Source organism: Variovorax sp. WDL1 (genome assembly GCF_001541225.1).
Taxonomy (GTDB): domain Bacteria; phylum Pseudomonadota; class Gammaproteobacteria; order Burkholderiales; family Burkholderiaceae_C; genus Variovorax.
In genome coordinates this window covers 55,711-73,909 of the sequence record NZ_LMTS01000118.1, presented here as the reverse complement: position 1 = coordinate 73,909, position 18,199 = coordinate 55,711, and the positions used below count along the sequence as shown (strand labels likewise).

Sequence of the window (18,199 nt, the reverse complement as noted above, 5' to 3'; positions counted from 1 at the left end):
TCAATCGAAGGAGCCTCCTCAAAATCCGGGGCGGTTCAGACAGCAGCACCAGAACGCCGAAGACCTTCACGATGCGGTGCGTGGACAGTCTGGCAGTGTTCGGCCCCGCCCGAAGCACGGTCATAGACGATCGAATGCATACTGCGTGCAGAAGTCAATGCCCGGGCGAAGTCAGCGGCTTGGCTGACGTGGATGAGGTTGTGTTGGAAATGGGTGTGGATCATTTTTCCCTCCACGGCTCGGTTGTTAATCAGCTCGTCAGCCGATTGAGCAACCAGGCGAAGAACGTCCCGGCAAGCAGCGCCCACCCGCTCAGCACGAGCAGCGCCACGAGGAACCCTAGCCACGCAAACGGGCGCGGCTGGACCATGCTGCTGAAGTCCATGCCATGGAGCAGGTTGTTCATGAAACCCAGGAACGGGCCAGGTGCCAGCGCCCAGATCAGCGCGCAAAGGGCATAGAACAGCCCGACGTTAATGGCTAGCGCGATGCCTGTGCGAAGCGGTGTCATGGCACTGACTCCGTCACTTCGCAGGCGCATCGGGCAGACGATCCAGCGACGGCGACAGCCAGCGCATGTGAGAGTAATCGAGTAAGTTTCATGCGGCGCCTGATGTCAGCGGTCGAGCGGAATGCCGTGTAGGCCTTGCGAAGCAGCGGCGCGAGAAGCGGATTGCTTTCTGCACTCTGCATCTGGGCGCAGAGTCGAGCCGGAAAGGCATCTGAAGAGCACCCGCTGATCGCAGGGCTCAACCTTCGGCGCGCTCGCGGCTATAGCGCCAATTGCATGTAGCGGAGCCGTAAGGGCAGCCCTGGAGGAAGGGGATGCGGGGTCTTCCACGCGAAGTGGTGGCGTCCCGCCAGCAGCTGCGGCGATCCAGATGACCGCGAGCTGGGCCGTCGGACTGGGATCGGTCTGGGCAGCGCCGGATTCCTGCTTGGGCAAGGAGCGCGACTCGTCGTCGCAGAACTGGAGGCACTGCGCCTTCGTGGTATCAATGTTGTGGCCGTGACCCGCAACGGCGCTTGCGTGACCTGCCATCACAGCGGGAGAGCATCGGCTGATTCGGAAAACCGGGCCGAAGCAACGTAGCCGTTATCTTCGCGCACTTCCAGCAGGCAGGCGTTGGCGATCCCTGAAGCAAGTACGAAAAGCCACACCAGCATCGCGAAGAATGCAGTGTTGCGCTTGGTGCGGATGGTCGAGAAAAGCTTCATGTCGGGTGCTTGTCAATGACGCTAATTGGCGAACTTGCGGGGTTGCGCGAGCAAGACACAAGATAAGATGGCGGCATAAGATAGATGGGATAGATGGCGGCAGACTCCTGCCACTACATTGCGCTTCACGCGACCTAAAGTCTGTGCGTTAACGTACAAAGCACGATCGCTGTGGCGCCTCCATGCTCGTTCCAGCCAGCTGGCCTCGGCAGGCTGCTTCGTAAACCGGAAGCGAAGTTTGAAGCGTAGCCCGCACCACCGGCGTCCGGCATGCCAATGATCATTGGACGGCCGAGCCGAGCCGAGCCGAGCCGCAGGGCGCTATAGCGCTAGCACTTTGCCATCATCTTGACGTCGTCCTCGGCCAGGGACGTCGCGGCGCAATGATTGCAGGCAGTGGCGCATCGTTGCAAGCGTCGGCATTGGGCGTACTCTCATGTTGCGTGGCGATCTGCTTGGGGGTACGGTAAGACCAGCGGCAGAAAGCAGATCGCGATGCGCCGGCAACATGGACTTGTTGGTCGCGCTGGGCACGTCTGCGGGCTACGGATTGAGTGTCTATCTGCTTTTCCCGCATGCCGGCCATGGGATGCCTCATCTGTACTTCGAGGCGTCCGCAGTCGTGATCACACTCGTGTTGCTGGGCCAGTGGTTGGAGACGCACACCAAGCGGCAGACCACCGAGGCCATCCGCGCGCTGAATGCGTTGCGTCCCGAACGGGCGAGGGTGCGCCGCGGCGGCGTCGAGGAGGAAGTTCCGATCGAGCGGGGCAAGGTCGGTGACCTGGTGGTCGTGCGGCTTGGCGAGCGCGTGCCCGTGGACGCAGTCGTCGTCGAGGGCGACAGCGAGATCGACGAGTCCTTGATCACCGGAGAGAGCCTGCCGGTCGCCAAGCATGCAGAGGACTCCGTGACGGGCGGTTCGGTCAACGGTCAAGGCCTGCTTCTGGCGCGCACCACCGTCGTGGGCGCCGAATCCACGTTGGCGCGCATCGTTCGGCTGGTGGAGTCCGCCCAAGCCAAAGAGGCACGATCCAGCGACTCGTCGACCGCGTCAGCAGTGTCTTCGTGCCGGTTGTCATCGGCATCGCGCCGATCACTCTCGGATGGGGCATTGCCACCGGCGATTGGAGGTTGCGATCCTGAACGCTGTGGCAGTGCTGGTCATTGCGTGTCCCTGTGCGCTCGGCTTGGCGACGCCGACGGCGATCATGGCCGGAACCGGCGTCGCCGCTCGCCATGGTGTCCTTATCAAGGATGCCGAAGCGTTGGAAGTGGCGCACAGCGTCAAGGTCGTGGGCATTCGACAAGACGGGCACCCTGACGGAAGGGCGCCCGGAGCTTGTGGCGTTCGAGGCAGTGGACGGCAATGCGGACGCCTTGTTGCCGTCGAGCGCCGGCATGCAAGCGGGCAGCGAGCACCCGCTGGCCCGGGCCGTGCTTGCGGCTGCGGGCATGCTGCTGGCAAGACGGGTGTTTCGATTCCGCGGGCGACCCAGGTGCGCGCAGTGGCCGGGCGCGGTGTGGCGGCTGTTGTCGACGGGCGCCAACTGCGTTTGGGAAGCACCCGCTATATAAGCGAACTGCAGATCGCGCCGGGCCAACTCGCAACGCGCGCCGCGCAGCTGCAATTGGCAGGACGTACCGTGTCGTGGCTTGCCGACGTGACTGAAACCCCCACTCTGATCGGCCTGCTGGCATTCGGCGATGAGCCGAAGGCCAGCGCCGCGGCTGCTATTGAGCGGCTGCATGCCCAAGGAATCAAGACCGTGCTCGCCACCGGCGACAACCGTGGGAGCGCCGATGCCATCGCTCGCACTTTGAAGATTGCCACGGTTCGCGCTGAAGTGCTGCCCGAAGACAAGCGTCCATCGTCGCGCAGTTGAAGGCGGGCGGCCAGCGCGTCGCCATGGTCGGCGACGGCATCAACGATGCGCCGGCCCTTGCCGCCGCCGACGTCGGCATCGCCATGTCCACGGGCACCGACGTCGCCATGCACGCTGGCGGAATCATCCTCATGCGGGGAGACCCGGCGCTCGTGAGTGACGCGATTGACATCTCGCGCCGCCACCTACGCCAAGATCCGGTAGAACCTGTTCTGGGCCTTTGTCTACAACCGCGCTCCTTCGGATAACGAGGATCATCATTTGTTGGACAACCGTAAAAACGGCGAGCAAGAACGCAGCCATCGCTCCGGACTTGCCTGCTATCACAAACTCTTTCCCACTTCACAGCTCCACAATTCCCGCCGTACCGTCCACCACGATCTTCGCCCCGTCGGCGATCACGCGTGTCGCGTCGGTTGCCCCGTCAACTAGGGGGATGCCGAACTCGCGCGCGACAATCGCGGCATGGGCGAATGGTCCGCCGACTTCCGTGACCGCCGCGGCGGCGATACCAAGCAGCGGCGTCCAGATCGGCGAAGTCGCTTTCGCCACCAATACATCGCCTTGATTGAATCGCGCAAAGTCTTCCGGACCCGAGATCACACGTGCGATTCCCTCCGCGCGTCCCGGACTGCTCGGCGATCCGACCAGCACGCGCTTGCCGTCGCTGTCGCTGACGCCGCGACCGAACATCGCTTCGCGTTGGGCGGACGTCAGCATTTTCATTAACGGATCCTTTGCCCAAACGGGATCGGACTTGGGTGGAACGAATTGCGGTGACGCGAGGCGCTTTTGTTGGTCGCGAAATGTACGGCGCGTTATAACCGTGGTCTTGAACGAATCCGCGCCCGCCCACACCTCATCGCGTTCGAGATAGAACACATCGTCCGCCTGCTCCAGATGTCCCGCCCGCTCCAGTCGCCGCCCCGCTTCCAGAAAAAGTCGCGCGCACTGCTGCGAGCACGCGTTGAAAGTGGAACACCGCATCGTCGGTGTTCGCGGCGTGCGTCTGACCTGTAAAGACCATTTGTCGCGCGAGATAAGCTCGCAGTCCTTTCAGTTCGTTCACAGTTTTTTCCGCGGCTCGACGTGCCTTCTGCGTTTTCGCAAGGCGTTCGTTGGGGCCCACATCGGTGCGGCTCGCAGCCGCGAGCTGCGCCTTCAAAGTGTCGGGCGATTCGCGCAGCGTCGGATGAATCGGGTCGGCGCTTTCGACGGAGTGACCGAACCGCGCCAGATAGTCTTTCACCGCGTCTGGATCGTGCGCCGCCGTGCGCAGAGAGCGTTCGCCGTCGAGCAGCAAACTGTCGTTGCCGCGGAACAGTGCGCCGGAGTCGGTAGAACCCGGCAGGTGCAGCGCGTCGAGCAATTGCCCGCTCACGCGCCCGATGGCGGCGAACCAAGTTACTTCTATCCACCACCACGAAAGCTCATCCAGAACGCGCTCGGAGTGTGCGCGTAATTCCACATCTGGCAGTTCATTGACCTCGATATGCACGAGCTCGGCCAGCGCGGGGAGGCGGCTCGTCCAGCGGCGCTTGACGCGCGCGTGTCCGTTCAGCGGTTTGAACAGGAAACACAAATATATCCCGACCATCAATCCGATCAGCGACCGCACATTGTGATCGACGCGCTGATACAGCCATCCGTTGATGAGAACGGACCACGGTTTGGGATGTTTGGGAATGGGCGGAAACGTGCGCGCCTGTTCGCGTGCGTTGACCATCGTGGCGAAGGTCGTCGTCGCGCCAAGCGGCGAGGGCGGCTCTTTTGCCCATTCCGCCGTCTGCACATCCTTCATCCATTTTGCGCCGGGCACGGGGCTCGGCCACGGCACGGGCGCGGGTGGCAGCGCCGTAGAGATTTTCGATCGCTCTGCCGAGTGTGACCAATTCCGTCACCTGCGGGGCGCTCAACACTTGGGCACGTCGCTTGTTCTCGTCCACCTCGCTTTCGACCGTTCCAGTGTCCGACAGCGTCGTCATGACGGCCTTGTCGCCGATCTTGATTTCCTTGATCGCGTCGGTCGTCTTGTTCACGACGATATGATCGGGCGTGACCGACCCGCCCACAATTGCCTCCCCCAAACCCCATGACGCGTCCAGAACGATCTCGTCGCGCGCGCCAGTCATGGGATTCGCCGTGAAGAGCACGCCCGCCGCTTCCGCAGCAACCATCCGCTGCACCACTACGGCCATCCATACGGCGGATGGCTCGACCCCTTTCCGGGCACGATATTCCAGGGCACGCGCGGTCCACAAACTTGACCAGCAGCGTTTGACAGCATCGAGCAGCGCCTGCTCACCGCGCACGTTCAGGAAACTGTCGTGCTGTCCGGCAAAGCTCGCACCAGGCAGATCTTCGGCGGTGGCCGTCGAACGCACCGCGAGGGGTAACGTATCGCCACTCGCTTGCGTTAGTTCGGCGTATGCGCGTTGGATCGCATGCAACACATCCGGCGGAATACTGGCGGGACCAAAGAGTTCGCGAATCTCCTTGGAGGCATCTTCGCTGGAGCGTTTTGCATCCTTGGCCAGCGCGACGATTGACGCCTGCAACGCGTTGGCATCGATAAATGCGCGGTATGCCTCGGTGGTGATGAGTAAACCGGGTGGCACGGGAAAGCCAGCGCGCGCCATGCGTGCCAATGAAGCACCTTTGCCGCCTACAAGCGGGAGGGTGGCAGACACATCATCCAGTGCCAGGACAAGTGATCCCCTGGCGGCGGGAGGCCCGGGAGAGCGCGCGGTCGCGGGGGCGGATGCGGCGATCGGCGGCGCTGCGGGAGGATCTGATGGCGCGGCTGGCGGCGGGTGTGGGCTTGTGCTTTCCATCTCCGTCTCTCGTTCATTTCAGCGAGTCACGCATTAATCAGGGTGCGCCTCTCGCGTTCGCGTCCATGTACATCAACTCCCAGATGTGCCCGTCGAGGTCTTCGAAGCCGTGCCCGTACATCCACTCTTGGTCTTGCGGCGCACGCGGAGCCTTGCCTCCGGCCGCCAACGCCTTCGCGACCAATTCGTCAACCTCCGAGCGGTTCTCGCATGACAGGCAGACCAGAACCTCCGTTTGCTTGCTGGCATCTGAAAGCGGTTTGCTTGTGAAGGTTTTGAAGAAGTCTTTGACGAGCAGCATCGCGTAGATGTTCTCGCCCACGACCACGCAAGCGGCTTGGTCATTGGTGAACTTTGGGTCAATCCGCATCCCTAGGCTTTCGAAGAACGCCCTCGACCGCGGGAGATCGTTGACGGCGAGGTTCACGAAGATTTGCTTGTGCATGATTTGCCCTTCAACGGATGTGTTGCTGGATGGAAGCGGCTTACTGGCCGTTGGAGAGAGTTTGACCAAGTCGGACCCGCTTGGCTTACAGGTTCTTCAGGTCGAGTCAGGTTTCGGCTGTTGCACCGTTCTCTCTCGCGCCTTGCAGAGAAACGCGCGGACGGCGCGCTCCTGAACTGCGCGCTCGTCGATCTGCCGCGGTGCGAAGACATCACGGAATTGGCGTTGGATCTCGGGTTTTCCAGCCACGCGCACTTCAGCAACGCCTTCAAGGCGCACTTTGGAATCGCGCCATCGATCTTTCGCGACCGCGCGACAAACCGCAGTCGCGTCTGGTAGCGATACAGCGGTACGCCATCGCACTGCATGAATGCCTGGGTGAGAGGCACCCGACACCCCGACGGCGTGCGCTACGTCGTCGAGCGTCATGGGTTCGCAGCCGCTCGCGTGCAGGAACTGCTTGGCCTGATCAACAACGCGAAGCGGGGCGGATCGAAACACTGGGCGCGTGCCGACCAGCACTTCGCGCAGCAGGGCAATTGTCAGCTCGTCGCCTGCGAGCGGGTCGCTTCCTGCTGCAGCCAGGTGCAACAGGTGATGGACAATAACTTGCGCGCGCGAGGTTGCAGTTGCGGATACGTTCTTGAAGCAGGCATGTTGCGCAGGGACGCGTTGCCCGCACAGCTCCTGCAACATGGACAGGCGCGGCGTGATGATGATGCTGGCATGCCCGACGCCGGCGACCAGATGACTTTCCGAATAGTCATCGCCCGCGCCGACGAAGAGCACGCTATTGGAGTCAAGGAGCGCGGTCTTGGCTCCGACGCACCAGCTGACAGCGCCCTCATACGGAAGCACCAACTGGTACTCCGGTGAATGCCCGGACGGCGCAGCGCAGTCGCCGGAACGTTGGAAATCTTCGACCAGGCTTAGCGCGCTCGCATGCAGCGTGCGGCGGCGAGACAGGGTCGGCCGAACGAGGGTTGACTTCGCGGCAATGCTCGTCTTCACGACGGCTCCCTTGTCGACTTGCCGGCGTCGATCGCCTGCGGTCGCCCCATCAGCCACGCCCCGCACTTCAGCCACGACGCCACGCATGAAGATCTCCTGGTTTAACGTCGCTGAGCCGGTGGAAGGCCTAAGTTAGCCAGCCACCCGTGAAGCCTGCTCGCCGCAAGCCGGCGGCGATGTAGGAGCAGTTCCGAATCAGTTGCCACAACAAGCCGCTTCGGTAGTTCTCGATCATCAAAACAATCGGCCCCTGATTGAGTCCGAAATGCCACTGCGAGACCCACCAGCCGTACGGATTGCCGGGCGCACCCGGGTGCGATGGGTTGAAAGATGCCTTGAAGCCGTACGAGTTGAACTCGGTCAACTCGGCCTGGTGGATGCAGTAGTCCAGCGTCGGCAACACCACGTCAGGCGCGAAGGGCAGCGACGCCGCCACTGCCCACGGTGCGAGGGTGCCGTCGTCCGGGCCGTAGGGCACGCCGCGCGCCAGGTAGTCGAAGTACTGGCGCTCGATGCCGTTGACCTTCAGCATAGCCTGCCCGGGGCCTTCGCTCGCGGTAATTCCCCAGCAATGGCTGCCGTAGCCATCGAACTTGCGCGGGTTTTCGATTGCGTACTGCTGTTGCACGAGCGTTGCGCGGCGGCTGTTCTCGAAATAGTCGATGCCCTTGTCGCGCATGAAGGCGTCCTGAATACCGCGGAAGTCGATCCAGACATGCGAAAGCTGATGGGTGAACAACGACCCGGCGTACAGATAGTCCTGTCCGTAGCAATGTTCCCAACGATAGGTCGAGGCCCACGCTGCATAGCTCTGCAGCGGCAGCGCGTGGGACGGCGACCCCAGCCCGACGATGTAGAGCAATAGCGCCTCGTCGTAGCCTTCCCATCGGTAGTCGAGGAAGCCGCTCTCCGGCTTCCAGCCGTGCGTCACGGTTGGGCCCTGGTTTTGTGCCCATTGCCAATCGGCGTGGCGATAAAGCGCGTCGCCGAGCATGCGGATTTCGCGTTCGTCGGCCGTATCGGCGTCGAAATAGATCCCTGCTGTCAAAGCGCCGGTCAGCAAGAAGGCGCTGTCGATGGTCGACAGACCGCATTGCCACGCGCGACGGCCGGTCTGCATGTCGAGAAAGTGATAATAAAAGCCGTGGTAGCCGGTGGCGTCGGGCGCCGGGCCTTGCGGGCTGCTCCAGAAAAAACGCAGCGTCGCGAGCGTTCGCTCCACCGCCGCAGAGCGCGGTATGAAGCCGCGCTCGACACTCACCGGGTAGCAGGCCAACGCAAGGCCCGTCGCGGTAATGCTCGCCGGCCAATTCGCCGCGGTTTTGTCGACCACGAGGCCGTTGGCGGGGTTCGTTTCGTGCAAGAAATAGCCGAACGTGTCGCGCTGAAGGTTTTCCAGCACGGCGTCGACGGTCAGTTGCTTGCTGTTCATGTTCCTGCCCCCGACCGAGCGCTCACTCAAGTCGCAGCCGGCGCCGAGTCTTGGCTTGGCTTGGCGATCGCCAGATCGCAGACGCGCCCCGCAGAACTATCGAGCGAGGCCGTGTCGACCGAAAAACCGCTGGCTTCGACTCGTTCGCCGGCGCCTCGCAACAGCGGTAGAAGGTCGGCGGTCAGTATGCCGAAGCCACCGCTCACGTCTGTTGAGTAAATGAGTGCTTCGACGACGGTGATCAGCCGCAGCTGTGCGCCGGTCAACTTGGCCAGCTTGACGGCCTCCTCCACGCCGCGGTCGGAGGTGGCGCTGCCGTGGATCAGAAGAAGGATGTGGGTGTACATGGCGATGCATTGGTCTCGTCAGGCGCAAGCCTGTGCCAAATTTTCGGGTCGGTCTGTGCATCGGCGCACAGACGAACAGCTCCCCGTTTGGCTACAACACCCATGTCAAAGGGCTGTTGCACACAGCACTGCCAATGTCGAACTGCAAGTACCTCATTCCGCTAGCCAGCAAGCCGCCGCCAGGACTGCCATCGGATGTCGCTGTCAACGATTTGAAAACCCGCAGCAATCCACCCGGAGCGGCCTGATGCCCGATTGCCTGTCAACCGATCTCCTGCGGAAGATGCACGCCTATTGGCGCGCGGCAAATTACCTTTCGGTCGGGCAGATTTACCTGCAGGGCAACCCTCTGCTCGAATCGCCGCTCACCCTTGACCACATCAAGCCGCGTTTGCTGGGGCATTGGGGCACGACCCCCGGATTGAACTTGCTCTATGTTCACCTGAACAGGCTGATCAAAGACAACGACTTGAACATGATGTATGTCATCGGCCCCGGACATGGCGGCCCGGGCATCGTGGCGCAGACCTATCTGGAAGGCTCGTACACCGAGCACTATCCGGCGATCGAGCGCAACCGCAACGGGCTCGAACGGCTGTTTCGACAGTTCTCGTGGCCCCACGGAATCCCGAGCCATGTATCGCCGGAGGTACCGGGCTCGATTCACGAAGGCGGCGAACTGGGCTACTCATTGGTCCACGCCTACGGGGCCGCATTCGACAACCCCGACCTGATCGTCGCCTGCATCATCGGAGACGGCGAGGCCGAAACCGGAGCGCTGGCGGCGGGCTGGCACTCCAACAAGTTTCTGAACCCTGCGCGCGATGGCGCGGTGCTGCCGATCCTGCATCTCAACGGCTTCAAGATTGCCAATCCGACGGTGCTGGCTCGCATCGGCCGCCAGGAATTGACCGATCTGTTGCGCGGCTATGGCCATGAACCGCATTTCGTCGAAGGCGACGATCCGGCGCTCGTGCATCAAAACCTCGCCGGCACGCTCGATACGGTACTGGCGCAAATTCGCCAGATTCAGGGCACCGCGCGGTCGCTCGATGCGACCGAACGCCCGCAACGTCCGCGCTGGCCCATGATCGTGCTGCGCACGCCCAAGGGGTGGACCGGGCCGAAGTTCGTCGACGGCAAGCCAGTCGAGGGTAGCTGGCGCGCGCATCAAGTGCCGATTGCGGACTTCAAGACGCCCGAACACCTGCAGCAACTCGAAGACTGGCTCAAGAGCTACCGGCCGCAGGAACTGTTCGACGAACGAGGCACGTTCCGTGAGGAGTTGGCGGCGCTCGCGCCGACCGAGCAGCACCGCATGGGCGCCAATCCGCATGCCAATGGCGGCGGGCTGCTGGCGCCTCTGTCGATGCCAGACTTCCATGACTATGCCGTTGCAGTGCCCCGGCCCGGCGGCGTCGAGGCGGAAGCGACGCGGGTGCTTGGAAAGCTGCTTCGCGACGTGATGAAGCTCAATCTCGACAGCGGCAACTTTCGGCTGTTCGGCCCGGACGAGACCGCATCGAACCGGTTGGCAGCGGTGTACGAGGTTTCCGGCAAGCAATGGATGGCGCAGGCCGAACCGGGCGACACCGATCTCAGCGTCGACGGCCGGGTGATGGAGGTGTTGAGCGAGCACTTGTGCCAAGGCTGGCTCGAGGGCTACCTTCTCACTGGGCGGCATGGCCTGTTCTCGTGCTACGAGGCCTTCATCCACATCATCGATTCGATGCTCAACCAGCACGCCAAATGGCTGAAGGTGAGCAAGCAGATCCCATGGCGTAAGCCGATCGCGTCGTTGAACTATCTGCTCACGTCGCACGTCTGGCGACAGGACCACAACGGCTTTTCGCACCAGGATCCGGGCTTCATCGACCATGTGGCAAACAAGAAGTCCGATGTCGTGCGCATCTATCTGCCGCCGGACGCCAACTGCCTTTTGTGCGTCGCGGATCACTGTTTGCGCAGCCGCAACTATGTCAATGTGATCATCGCCGGCAAGCAGCCTGAGTGGCAATGGCTCGACATGGATTCGGCTGTTCGTCATTGCACCGCGGGCGCCGGCATCTGGCAGTGGGCCAGCAACGACGCCGGCGATCCCGACGTCGTCATGGCCTGTGCCGGCGATGTGCCGACCCTTGAAACGCTCGCCGCCGTGACGCTGTTGCGAGAGTACGTACCCGACATGCGCATCCGTGTCGTCAACGTGGTGGACCTGATGGCGCTGCAGCCGCGCTCCGAGCACCCCCACGGCCTGGAAGACCGGGAGTTCGACGCACTGTTCACATCAGACAAGCCGGTGATCTTCGCCTTTCATGGCTATCCCGTGATGATCCACAAGCTGACCTACCGACGGCGCAATCACGACAACATTCACGTGCGCGGCTACAAGGAGGAGGGCACAACCACCACCCCGTTCGACATGGTCGTCTTGAACGACCTGGACCGCTATCGGCTCGCGCTGGACGCCATCCAGCGAATTCCGCGGTTCGTCGTCCAGGTTGAGCAAGCCACGGCGCGCTACTGGGCGACGATGGAGCGTCACAAGCTCTACATCGGCGAACATGGCGACGATATGCCGGAGGTCCGCGACTGGCGCTGGCACTCATGAACACGATGGCCGCCCACACACGCGGCACAACAGGCGCGCAACCGGGCTCGCATGTGCTCGCGCTGAACAGCGGTTCTTCCTCGCTCAAGTTCGGTATGTACCGGGTTGAACCTGCCCGCACCGAAACGGTGCTTTCCGGAGAGGCTGAGTCGATAGGCGACAGCAAAGGCAGATCCCGCGCACAAGACTCACACCACAAGGAGCTAGTCTCCGAGGTGGCATCCGTTGCCAGCCAACGCGAAGCATCATCCGCATCGCAAGACTTCTTGCTGAGTCTGGAGTGCCGTCACCGGCCGCCATCGGGCACCAAATCGTGCATGGCGGACCGAAGCTGCGCCAGCATTGCATCATCGATGATTCGGTATTGCGGCAGATCGAAGCCGCCAGCGCGTTTGCACCGCTGCATATGCCCTCGACGCTGTCGGTCATTCGCTTTGCCCTGGAGAATTTTCCCGGTGTTCCGCAGGTAGCCTGCTTCGACACCACCTTTCACTCCGGGTTGCCGGAGGTCGCACGTGTCCTCCCGATTCCCAGGAAACTGCAATCGGAGGGCATCCTGCGCTACGGATTTCACGGCCTTTCGATCGAATCGATCGTGCACCAATTGGGCAACGATCTGCCGAACCGCGTGGTCGTCGCCCACCTCGGCAACGGCGCCAGCATCACCGCTGTCAAGGGCGGTCGATCGGTCGACACCAGCATGGGCTTGACCCCCACCGGCGGCGTGATCATGGGCACGCGCAGTGGCGATCTCGATCCGGGCGTTCTGGTCTATCTGCTGCGTGAGAAGAAGTTCGATGCGGCCATGCTCGAAGCGCTGGTCGATCGCCGCTCAGGCCTTCTGGGCATTTCCGGCGTTGGCAGCGATATGCGGCGCCTGCATGAGGCTGCTTCATCTAATACCGATGCGGCGCTTGCCGTTGAAATGTTCTGCTACGGAGTGCGCAAGCAAATCGCCGCAATGATCGCTGCGTTGGATGGCGTCGACCTCATCGTTTTCACCGGCGGCATTGGCGAAAATGACGCGCAGGCGCGCGCCGCCATCTGCGAAGGCTTGTCCTGGATCGGCGCGTTGAACTCGACGAATCGCGAAACCTGTGCGCGAGCATTTCCATCAACGCGGCCGGATCGCGCTGCGCGGTTCGGATTGTTGCGTCAAAGGAGAATGAGCAAATCGCACGTCATACCGGCGAGTTGTTATCGCACGCGGATCGGACTACTGGAAGTTGGCGCGCGGGCGGGGTAACGCGGGCGCGCTGGCGCGGAACGGATGACCTCCCTCCCTAGGCCTCGGTGACGATTTCGTCCGTAAGTCGGCCCCCGAAGCCGCGGCGGAGTCAGTATGGCGCTTGCCCCCCAAGGGATGCCGGAGGCGGAGGATGTGCATTGCCACCTCGATCCCTCATCAATCTGTGCGGAGGGTAGCTCCCCGCAGGCGCAGTGCGTTGCTGATCACCGAGGCCGAGCTCAGGCTCATCGCCAGCGCAGCGACATGGGCGACAGCAACAAGCCCGTGAAGGGATACAGCACGCCGGCGACGAGCGGAATGCCGAGCGCGTTATAGACGAAGGCGAAGGCCAGGTTCTGCTCATGTTGGCCACCGTCGCAACCGTCAGCGCACGTGCCGTCGCGATGCCGCGCAAGTCGCCCTTGACATTTCCTCGTTCGAATTCATGGTTTGATCCGCGATTCCTTCGCGCCGAGCCCGAGCCCGAGCCCGAGCCCGAGCCCGAGGACGAGGACGAGGACGAGGACGAGGACGAGGACGAGGTAGACCGACCGCGCAATCACGAGTTCTTCGGTTCCGCGGCGGCTCATCGATTCAGCCATTTCCGCAACAGCCAGCCGAGCAGCGGAGACAGACGCGTCCGGGTGTAGGCGTCCGCCGCCTTCTTGATCGCCTCGGCTTGGGTCGGGTAGGCATGGATCACGCCGGCCAGCGTCCGCAAGCCGATCCCGGCTACCATCGCGAGCGATATGCCATTGATCATCTCGCCGGCGTGCCGTGCCACGATCGTGGCGCCCAGAATCGTGTCGGTGCCTTCCCGAACGTGGATCTTCACGAAGCCGTCTTCTTCGCCATCGGCCATCGCACGGTCCACGTCATGCATCGGGACCGTAAAGGTTTTCACCGGGATGTTGCGTTCGCGCGCCTGTCTAACGTAGATGCCGACATGGGCGACCTCCGGGTCGGTGTAGGTGCACCACGGAATCGTCAGCGCACTCATTCTTTTGCGGCCGAGGAGCAAAGCGTTCTGAACCCCGATGCGAGCCGAGGCATCGGCGGTGTCGGTGAACTTGTGTTCGAGGCAGACGTCTCCTGCGGCATAGATGCGTGGATTGCTGGTGCGCAGGAAGTCGTCGACGCGGACCCCTGCTTTGGCGTCGTATGCGACGCCTGCCGCCTCCAGGTCGAGCCCTTGCACCGCGGGCATGCGACCGATCCCGGTCAATATCTCATCGACCACGGACGTCTCTACGTTGCCGTGGTGGACCATCTCAACGAACTTGCAGCCGCTTTCGACGCGAATGTTGACGACCTTGCAGTTCAGGTGGATCTCGACACCGTCGCGGGCCAGTGCGTCGGAGACCATTTGCGCGGCGTCGCGTTCTTCCTTCGGCAGGAACAGCGGTTCGCTGTGGGAAATGATGATTCGCGTGCCGAGGCGGCAAAAGGCCTGCGCTAGTTCGCAGCCGAGCGGGCCGCCGCCGATGACGAGCATGCTTCGCGGCAGCACCGTCAAGTCGAACACGGTTTCGTTGGTGAGGTAGCCGGCCTCGGCAAGGCCAGGGATCGTCGGCAGCATCGGTCGCGAACCGGTTGCGATCAGCGCTTTCTTGAAGCGCAAGCAGGTGCCGCCGACATCGACCGCATCGGGCCCGACGAAGCGGGCGGTGCCGAAATACAGGTCGATCCCTTCTCTGACTAGCCGCGCTGCGGAATCGACTCGGCTGATGCGGGTGCGGATGCGCCGCACCCGTTCCATCGCCGCCGGAAAATCGACCCGGATGTCCGCCGGTGCCTCGGCGCCGAAGTTCGCGGCGCTTCGCATCTCAGCGTACAGCCGCGAGGTCCGGATCATCGTTTTCGATGGAACACAGCCGTAGTTCAGGCAGTCGCCGCCAAGCAGGTGTCGTTCGATCAACGCTACTTTCGCGCCAAGCGCCGCCGCGCTGCGTGCCGCGACCAGACCGCCCGGACCTGCGCCGATGACCAGCAGATGGTAGGGACCGCGTGGCGTCGGGTTTTGCCAGTCGAGCGGGCGCGCGTTGCCGAGGCGCTCCCGCTCATGAGGGCACTCGAGGGTGCGTGTGTCTGAAGCCTGGTCGGGCTGCATCGGTGTGACGGCGCGTGGCGACTACAGCCAGCCGCCTCGGAACCCGGCGCGGCGCAGGCCGGCCTGAATGTAGGTGCAGCTTCGGCCCAGCCGCCACAACAATCCGGAACGAAAGTTTTCGATCATCAACACGATCATCCCCTGATCCAGTCCGAACTCGCCTTTCGAGATCCAGCCGCCGGGTCCGGGGTCGCTGACGGTTGCGTTGAAGCCGCTCGCACGTACCGACTCGCCCTCGCCGCGCGTTCTGTGCGCATACAGCTTTCGCACCGCCGGCAGCGCGATCTCCGGTGCAAACACCAGCGAGGCCAGCGTCGACGAGCCGGCAATGGTGCCGTCGTCCGGTCCGTACGGTACGCCACGCGCGGCATAGCCGTAGAACGCCTGCCGCCGGCCCGCGACCAGCCGCGCATCGACGGTCGGGCCGTCGCCTGCCGAAAGGCCCCAGCAATCTTCGAAGTAGCCGATGAAGCTGCGCGGATTCCGTGTCGCGTATTCGCGCTGCACATAGGTCGCGCGACGGCTGTTCTCGAAATAGTCGCAGGCTTTCTCGCGCATGAAGCGGTCTTGAATGCCGCGAAAGTCGATCCACGCGTGCGAGAACTGGTGAATGAAGAGCGGGCCAGCATACAGATAGTCGTGCCCGTACAGGTTTTCCCATTGGTAGGTCACGGTCCAGGCCCGGAAGCTTTCTTCGGTCAACGGATGGGTCGGCGACCCAAGGCCGAGAACGTAGAGAAGAATCGCCTCGCTGTAGCCCTCCCACCCGTAGCTCAGGAATCCGGACTCAGGCTTCCAGCCGTGCGCCACGGCCGAGCCATCGCGCTGCGCCCAGCGCCAGTCGACCCTTCGGTACAAGGCATCGGCCAGTTCGCGAAGTTCGACCTCGGCCGGCGTGGTGGCGGTGAAATAGGCGGCGGCGGTCAGCATCCCGGCGAGCAGCAATGCGTGTCGATCAGCGACAGTTCCGACTGCCACACCCGGGCACCGCTCCCCATGTCGAGAAAGTGAAAGTAGTAGCCGCGGTAGCCGGTCGCATCTGCCGGTCTGGTCGCTGTTCCAGAAGAAACGCAAAGCTTGAAGGGTGCGCTGCACGGCATCGGAGCGCTCGATCCAGCCGCGCTCGACCGCGACCGGATACGCCGACAGCGCGAACCCGACCACCGCGATGCTAGCCGGCGAGCCGTCGCGCGTCGTGTCGGCAACCAAGCCGTTCTGCGGGTTCGAAGTCTTCAGGAAATAGTCGAAGGCGGCACGCTGCAGACGATCCAGCATTTCGTCGTCGGAGAGCCTCGTCGCGTCTTCCGCGGAGAGTGCGCCAGGTTTTGCGCCTGCTCCCTCTGGAAGCGGCGACGGCACGCTCACCCCGGGCCTCCGCCAGAGGAAGCCGGAGCAGAAGCGGGAGTCGCGCCCGAAGATGAAGACGCAGGCGAAATCGCCGCGTCGACGATTGTTTGCGCCTCATCCAGGATGCGCTGCAGGTGCTCGGAGCCTTTGATACTCTCGGCATAGATCTTGTAGATGTCTTCGGTACCTGAAGGCCGCGCAGCGAACCAGCCGCTTTCAGTGATAACCTTGATGCCGCCGATCGGCGCGCCATTGCCGGGTGCCTTGCTGAGGATGCTCTCGATCTTTTCCCCGGCCAGTTCGGTCGACGTGATGTGCTGCGGCGAAAGCGCGGCCAACTGCTTCCTCTGTGGTGCCGTCGCAGGTGCCTCGACCCTCTCCGCTACCGGGTTGCCGAATTCGTTCGCCAGATCGGCATACAGCGCACCGGGGTCGCGGCCCCTGCGCGCGAAGGTCTCGGCCGAGAGGAACGCTGCGATCATGCCGTCCTTGTCCGTGGTCCAGACCCGCCCGTCGCGGCGCAGGAACGCTGCACCGGCACTTTCTTCGCCTCCAAAGCCGATCGAGCCGTCTTGCAGACCCGCAACGAACCACTTGAAGCCGACCGGCACCTCGTAGAGTTTGCGGCCGAGTCGGGCCGTCACCCGGTCGATCAGCTGCGTGCTGACGACGCTCTTGCCGACCGCCGCCAGCGCTGGCCACTGCGGGCGATGGGCAAACAGGTAGTCGATGGCGACCGATAGGTAGTGGTTCGGTGGCAGCAAACCACTCCCTGCGGTGACGATGCCGTGGCGGTCGTGATCGGTATCACAGGCGAAGGCGATGTCGAAGCCATTCTCGATGCCAATCAGGCGCTGCATCGCGTATTTTGAGGATGGGTCCATTCGGATCTGTCCGTCCCAGTCGAGCGGCATGAAGCGGAACGTCGGGTCGACGACGTCGCTGACAACCGTCAGATCGAGGCGGTAGCGTTCGGCTATCGCGGCCCAGTAGTGCACTCCGGCGCCGCCCAGTGGGTCGACCCCCATGCGGATCTTCGCGTCGCGGATCGCGTCCATGTCAATCACGTTGCCGAGGTCGCCAACATAGGCATTCAGAAAATCGTGGCGCTGCGTGGTCACGGCCTGCAGGGCCTTGGCGTGCGACATGCGCTTCACACCTTCGAGTCGATGTTCGAGAAAACCGTTGGCCGCCGCTTCGATCCAGCTGGTGATGTCCGGGCCGGCCGGGCCGCCGTGGGGCGGGTTGTACTTGAAACCGCCATCACGCGGCGGGTTGTGCGAGGGCGTGACAACGATGCCGTCGGCGAGCCCTGCGCGGCGCCCGCGGTTGTGGGCAAGGATCGCGTGCGAGATCGCCGGCGTCGGCGTGTACTCGTCGTTGGTCGCCAGCATGACGACGACGCCATGAGCCGCCAGCACTTCGAGCGCGCTCGCGCACGCCGGCTGCGACAGTGCATGCGTGTCGGTGCCGAGAAACAGCGGCCCGTCGATGTCGTTGGCTTTGCGGTACTCGCAGATCGCCTGCGTGATGGCCACCACGTGCCATTCGTTGAACGAGCGGTCGAACGCCGAGCCGCGGTGCCCCGAGGTGCCGAATGCGACGCGCTGCGCTGCGGCCGCAGGGTCGGGCACGTCCGAGTGGTACGCGGTGACGAGCTTAGACACGTCGATGAGCGACGACGGCGATATCCGCCTGCCGGCGAGAGGGCTGATTTGGGTTGGCATGGT

General features: G+C 63.1%; 17 protein-coding genes and 2 pseudogenes. 5 read left to right on the top strand and 14 right to left on the bottom strand.

Translation table 11 applies throughout. The features are described from left to right. Positions 1-35 precede the first annotated feature (35 nt). The 3 genes from APY03_RS41585 to APY03_RS41580 form a co-directional block, all read right to left on the bottom strand. On the bottom strand, positions 36-224 hold the full coding sequence (locus APY03_RS41585) for a hypothetical protein (protein WP_146039436.1): 189 nt from the start codon (positions 222-224) through the stop codon (positions 36-38). A gap of 26 nt (positions 225-250) precedes the next feature. Continuing rightward, entirely contained in the window at positions 251-511 is a 261-nt protein-coding gene (locus tag APY03_RS16635; protein ID WP_068678287.1) for a DUF5676 family membrane protein, read from the bottom strand. Positions 512-1,041: 530 nt separating this feature from the next. Then, positions 1,042-1,218: a hypothetical protein gene (locus APY03_RS41580; protein ID WP_157103415.1), complete on the bottom strand. Its 177-nt coding sequence runs from the start codon at positions 1,216-1,218 to the stop codon at positions 1,042-1,044. 499 nt (positions 1,219-1,717) lie between these two features. Here APY03_RS41580 and APY03_RS16630 point away from each other — a divergent pair. Continuing rightward, positions 1,718-3,305, top strand: a pseudogene (locus APY03_RS16630) (copper-translocating P-type ATPase); the annotation flags it as partial. A gap of 141 nt (positions 3,306-3,446) precedes the next feature. On the opposite strand, the gene APY03_RS40290 reads toward APY03_RS16630, so the two are convergent. From APY03_RS40290 to APY03_RS16610, 4 genes are all read right to left on the bottom strand, one after another. Beyond that, complete coding sequence (locus tag APY03_RS40290) at positions 3,447-3,986, bottom strand: PEP-utilizing enzyme (RefSeq protein ID WP_198161257.1); 540 nt, start codon at positions 3,984-3,986, stop codon at positions 3,447-3,449. Beyond that, positions 3,964-4,602, bottom strand: a complete 639-nt coding sequence (locus APY03_RS42510; protein WP_198161256.1) for a hypothetical protein — start codon at positions 4,600-4,602, stop codon at positions 3,964-3,966. The genes APY03_RS40290 and APY03_RS42510 overlap by 23 nt, the downstream gene beginning before the upstream one ends. Continuing rightward, positions 4,583-5,794, bottom strand: coding sequence for a PEP/pyruvate-binding domain-containing protein (locus tag APY03_RS16615; RefSeq protein ID WP_162487247.1), 1,212 nt, complete (start codon positions 5,792-5,794; stop codon positions 4,583-4,585). Before APY03_RS16615 ends, APY03_RS42510 begins: the two co-directional genes overlap by 20 nt. Positions 5,795-5,975: 181 nt before the next feature. Then, positions 5,976-6,383 (bottom strand): VOC family protein, encoded by a 408-nt coding sequence (locus tag APY03_RS16610; protein WP_068678283.1) that lies wholly within the window; start codon positions 6,381-6,383, stop codon positions 5,976-5,978. Between APY03_RS16610 and APY03_RS45495 the strand changes: the two genes are divergently transcribed. After that, entirely contained in the window at positions 6,378-6,722 is a 345-nt protein-coding gene (locus tag APY03_RS45495) for a helix-turn-helix domain-containing protein (RefSeq protein WP_241520347.1), read from the top strand. The two genes, APY03_RS16610 and APY03_RS45495, sit on opposite strands and share 6 nt — an antisense overlap. Before the next feature lie 66 nt (positions 6,723-6,788). Then, a complete protein-coding gene (locus APY03_RS45490) occupies positions 6,789-7,259 on the top strand; it encodes a hypothetical protein (RefSeq protein WP_102906927.1) in 471 nt (156 codons plus the stop codon). Between the two features lie 262 nt (positions 7,260-7,521). Here APY03_RS45490 and APY03_RS16600 read toward each other — a convergent pair whose 3' ends face one another. Then, the gene (locus APY03_RS16600) at positions 7,522-8,826 is read right to left on the bottom strand and encodes a glucoamylase family protein (RefSeq protein WP_068678281.1); all 1,305 of its coding nucleotides are present in this window, start codon (positions 8,824-8,826) and stop codon (positions 7,522-7,524) included. 26 nt (positions 8,827-8,852) lie between these two features. Continuing rightward, positions 8,853-9,173, bottom strand: a complete 321-nt coding sequence (locus APY03_RS16595) for a universal stress protein (RefSeq protein ID WP_068678280.1) — start codon at positions 9,171-9,173, stop codon at positions 8,853-8,855. 283 nt (positions 9,174-9,456) lie between these two features. On the opposite strand from APY03_RS16595, the gene APY03_RS16590 reads away from it, so the two are divergent. Together APY03_RS16590 and APY03_RS16585 are read left to right on the top strand one after the other, a co-directional pair. Beyond that, the gene (locus APY03_RS16590) at positions 9,457-11,784 is read left to right on the top strand and encodes a phosphoketolase family protein (RefSeq protein WP_232324301.1); all 2,328 of its coding nucleotides are present in this window, start codon (positions 9,457-9,459) and stop codon (positions 11,782-11,784) included. 280 nt (positions 11,785-12,064) lie between these two features. Continuing rightward, on the top strand, positions 12,065-13,030 hold the full coding sequence (locus APY03_RS16585) for an acetate/propionate family kinase (RefSeq protein ID WP_232081424.1): 966 nt from the start codon (positions 12,065-12,067) through the stop codon (positions 13,028-13,030). A 159-nt stretch (positions 13,031-13,189) separates the two neighbouring features. Here APY03_RS16585 and APY03_RS43895 read toward each other — a convergent pair. The 5 genes and pseudogenes from APY03_RS43895 to pgm form a co-directional block, all read right to left on the bottom strand. Beyond that, positions 13,190-13,439 (bottom strand): annotated as a pseudogene (locus APY03_RS43895) (copper-transporting ATPase); the annotation flags it as partial. Positions 13,440-13,455: 16 nt separating this feature from the next. Continuing rightward, positions 13,456-13,602, bottom strand: a complete 147-nt coding sequence (locus APY03_RS41575; RefSeq protein ID WP_157103414.1) for a hypothetical protein — start codon at positions 13,600-13,602, stop codon at positions 13,456-13,458. Further along, positions 13,599-15,122 (bottom strand): mercuric reductase, encoded by a 1,524-nt coding sequence (locus tag APY03_RS16580; protein ID WP_068678277.1) that lies wholly within the window; start codon positions 15,120-15,122, stop codon positions 13,599-13,601. Before APY03_RS16580 ends, APY03_RS41575 begins: the two co-directional genes overlap by 4 nt. A 21-nt stretch (positions 15,123-15,143) precedes the next feature. Then, positions 15,144-16,397, bottom strand: a complete 1,254-nt coding sequence (locus tag APY03_RS16575; RefSeq protein ID WP_232324300.1) for a glucoamylase family protein — start codon at positions 16,395-16,397, stop codon at positions 15,144-15,146. An 86-nt stretch (positions 16,398-16,483) separates the two neighbouring features. Continuing rightward, a complete protein-coding gene (gene pgm / locus APY03_RS16570; protein ID WP_068678295.1) occupies positions 16,484-18,196 on the bottom strand; it encodes a phosphoglucomutase (alpha-D-glucose-1,6-bisphosphate-dependent) in 1,713 nt (570 codons plus the stop codon). Positions 18,197-18,199 lie beyond the last annotated feature (3 nt).

What these genes read in the sequence shown, in the direction of transcription:
- APY03_RS41585 (WP_146039436.1), bottom strand. Translation starts at nt 224, where the DNA reads ATGATCCACACCCATTTCCAACACAACCTCATCCACGTCAGCCAAGCC.
- APY03_RS16635 (WP_068678287.1), bottom strand. Translation starts at nt 511, where the DNA reads ATGACACCGCTTCGCACAGGCATCGCGCTAGCCATTAACGTCGGGCTG.
- APY03_RS41580 (WP_157103415.1), bottom strand. Translation starts at nt 1,218, where the DNA reads ATGAAGCTTTTCTCGACCATCCGCACCAAGCGCAACACTGCATTCTTC.
- APY03_RS16610 (WP_068678283.1), bottom strand. Translation starts at nt 6,383, where the DNA reads ATGCACAAGCAAATCTTCGTGAACCTCGCCGTCAACGATCTCCCGCGG.
- APY03_RS16600 (WP_068678281.1), bottom strand. Translation starts at nt 8,826, where the DNA reads ATGAACAGCAAGCAACTGACCGTCGACGCCGTGCTGGAAAACCTTCAG.
- APY03_RS16595 (WP_068678280.1), bottom strand. Translation starts at nt 9,173, where the DNA reads ATGTACACCCACATCCTTCTTCTGATCCACGGCAGCGCCACCTCCGAC.
- APY03_RS16590 (WP_232324301.1), top strand. Translation starts at nt 9,457, where the DNA reads ATGCACGCCTATTGGCGCGCGGCAAATTACCTTTCGGTCGGGCAGATT.
- APY03_RS41575 (WP_157103414.1), bottom strand. Translation starts at nt 13,602, where the DNA reads ATGAGCCGCCGCGGAACCGAAGAACTCGTGATTGCGCGGTCGGTCTAC.
- APY03_RS16580 (WP_068678277.1), bottom strand. Translation starts at nt 15,122, where the DNA reads ATGCAGCCCGACCAGGCTTCAGACACACGCACCCTCGAGTGCCCTCAT.
- APY03_RS16575 (WP_232324300.1), bottom strand. Translation starts at nt 16,397, where the DNA reads ATGCTGGATCGTCTGCAGCGTGCCGCCTTCGACTATTTCCTGAAGACT.
- pgm (WP_068678295.1), bottom strand. Translation starts at nt 18,196, where the DNA reads ATGCCAACCCAAATCAGCCCTCTCGCCGGCAGGCGGATATCGCCGTCG.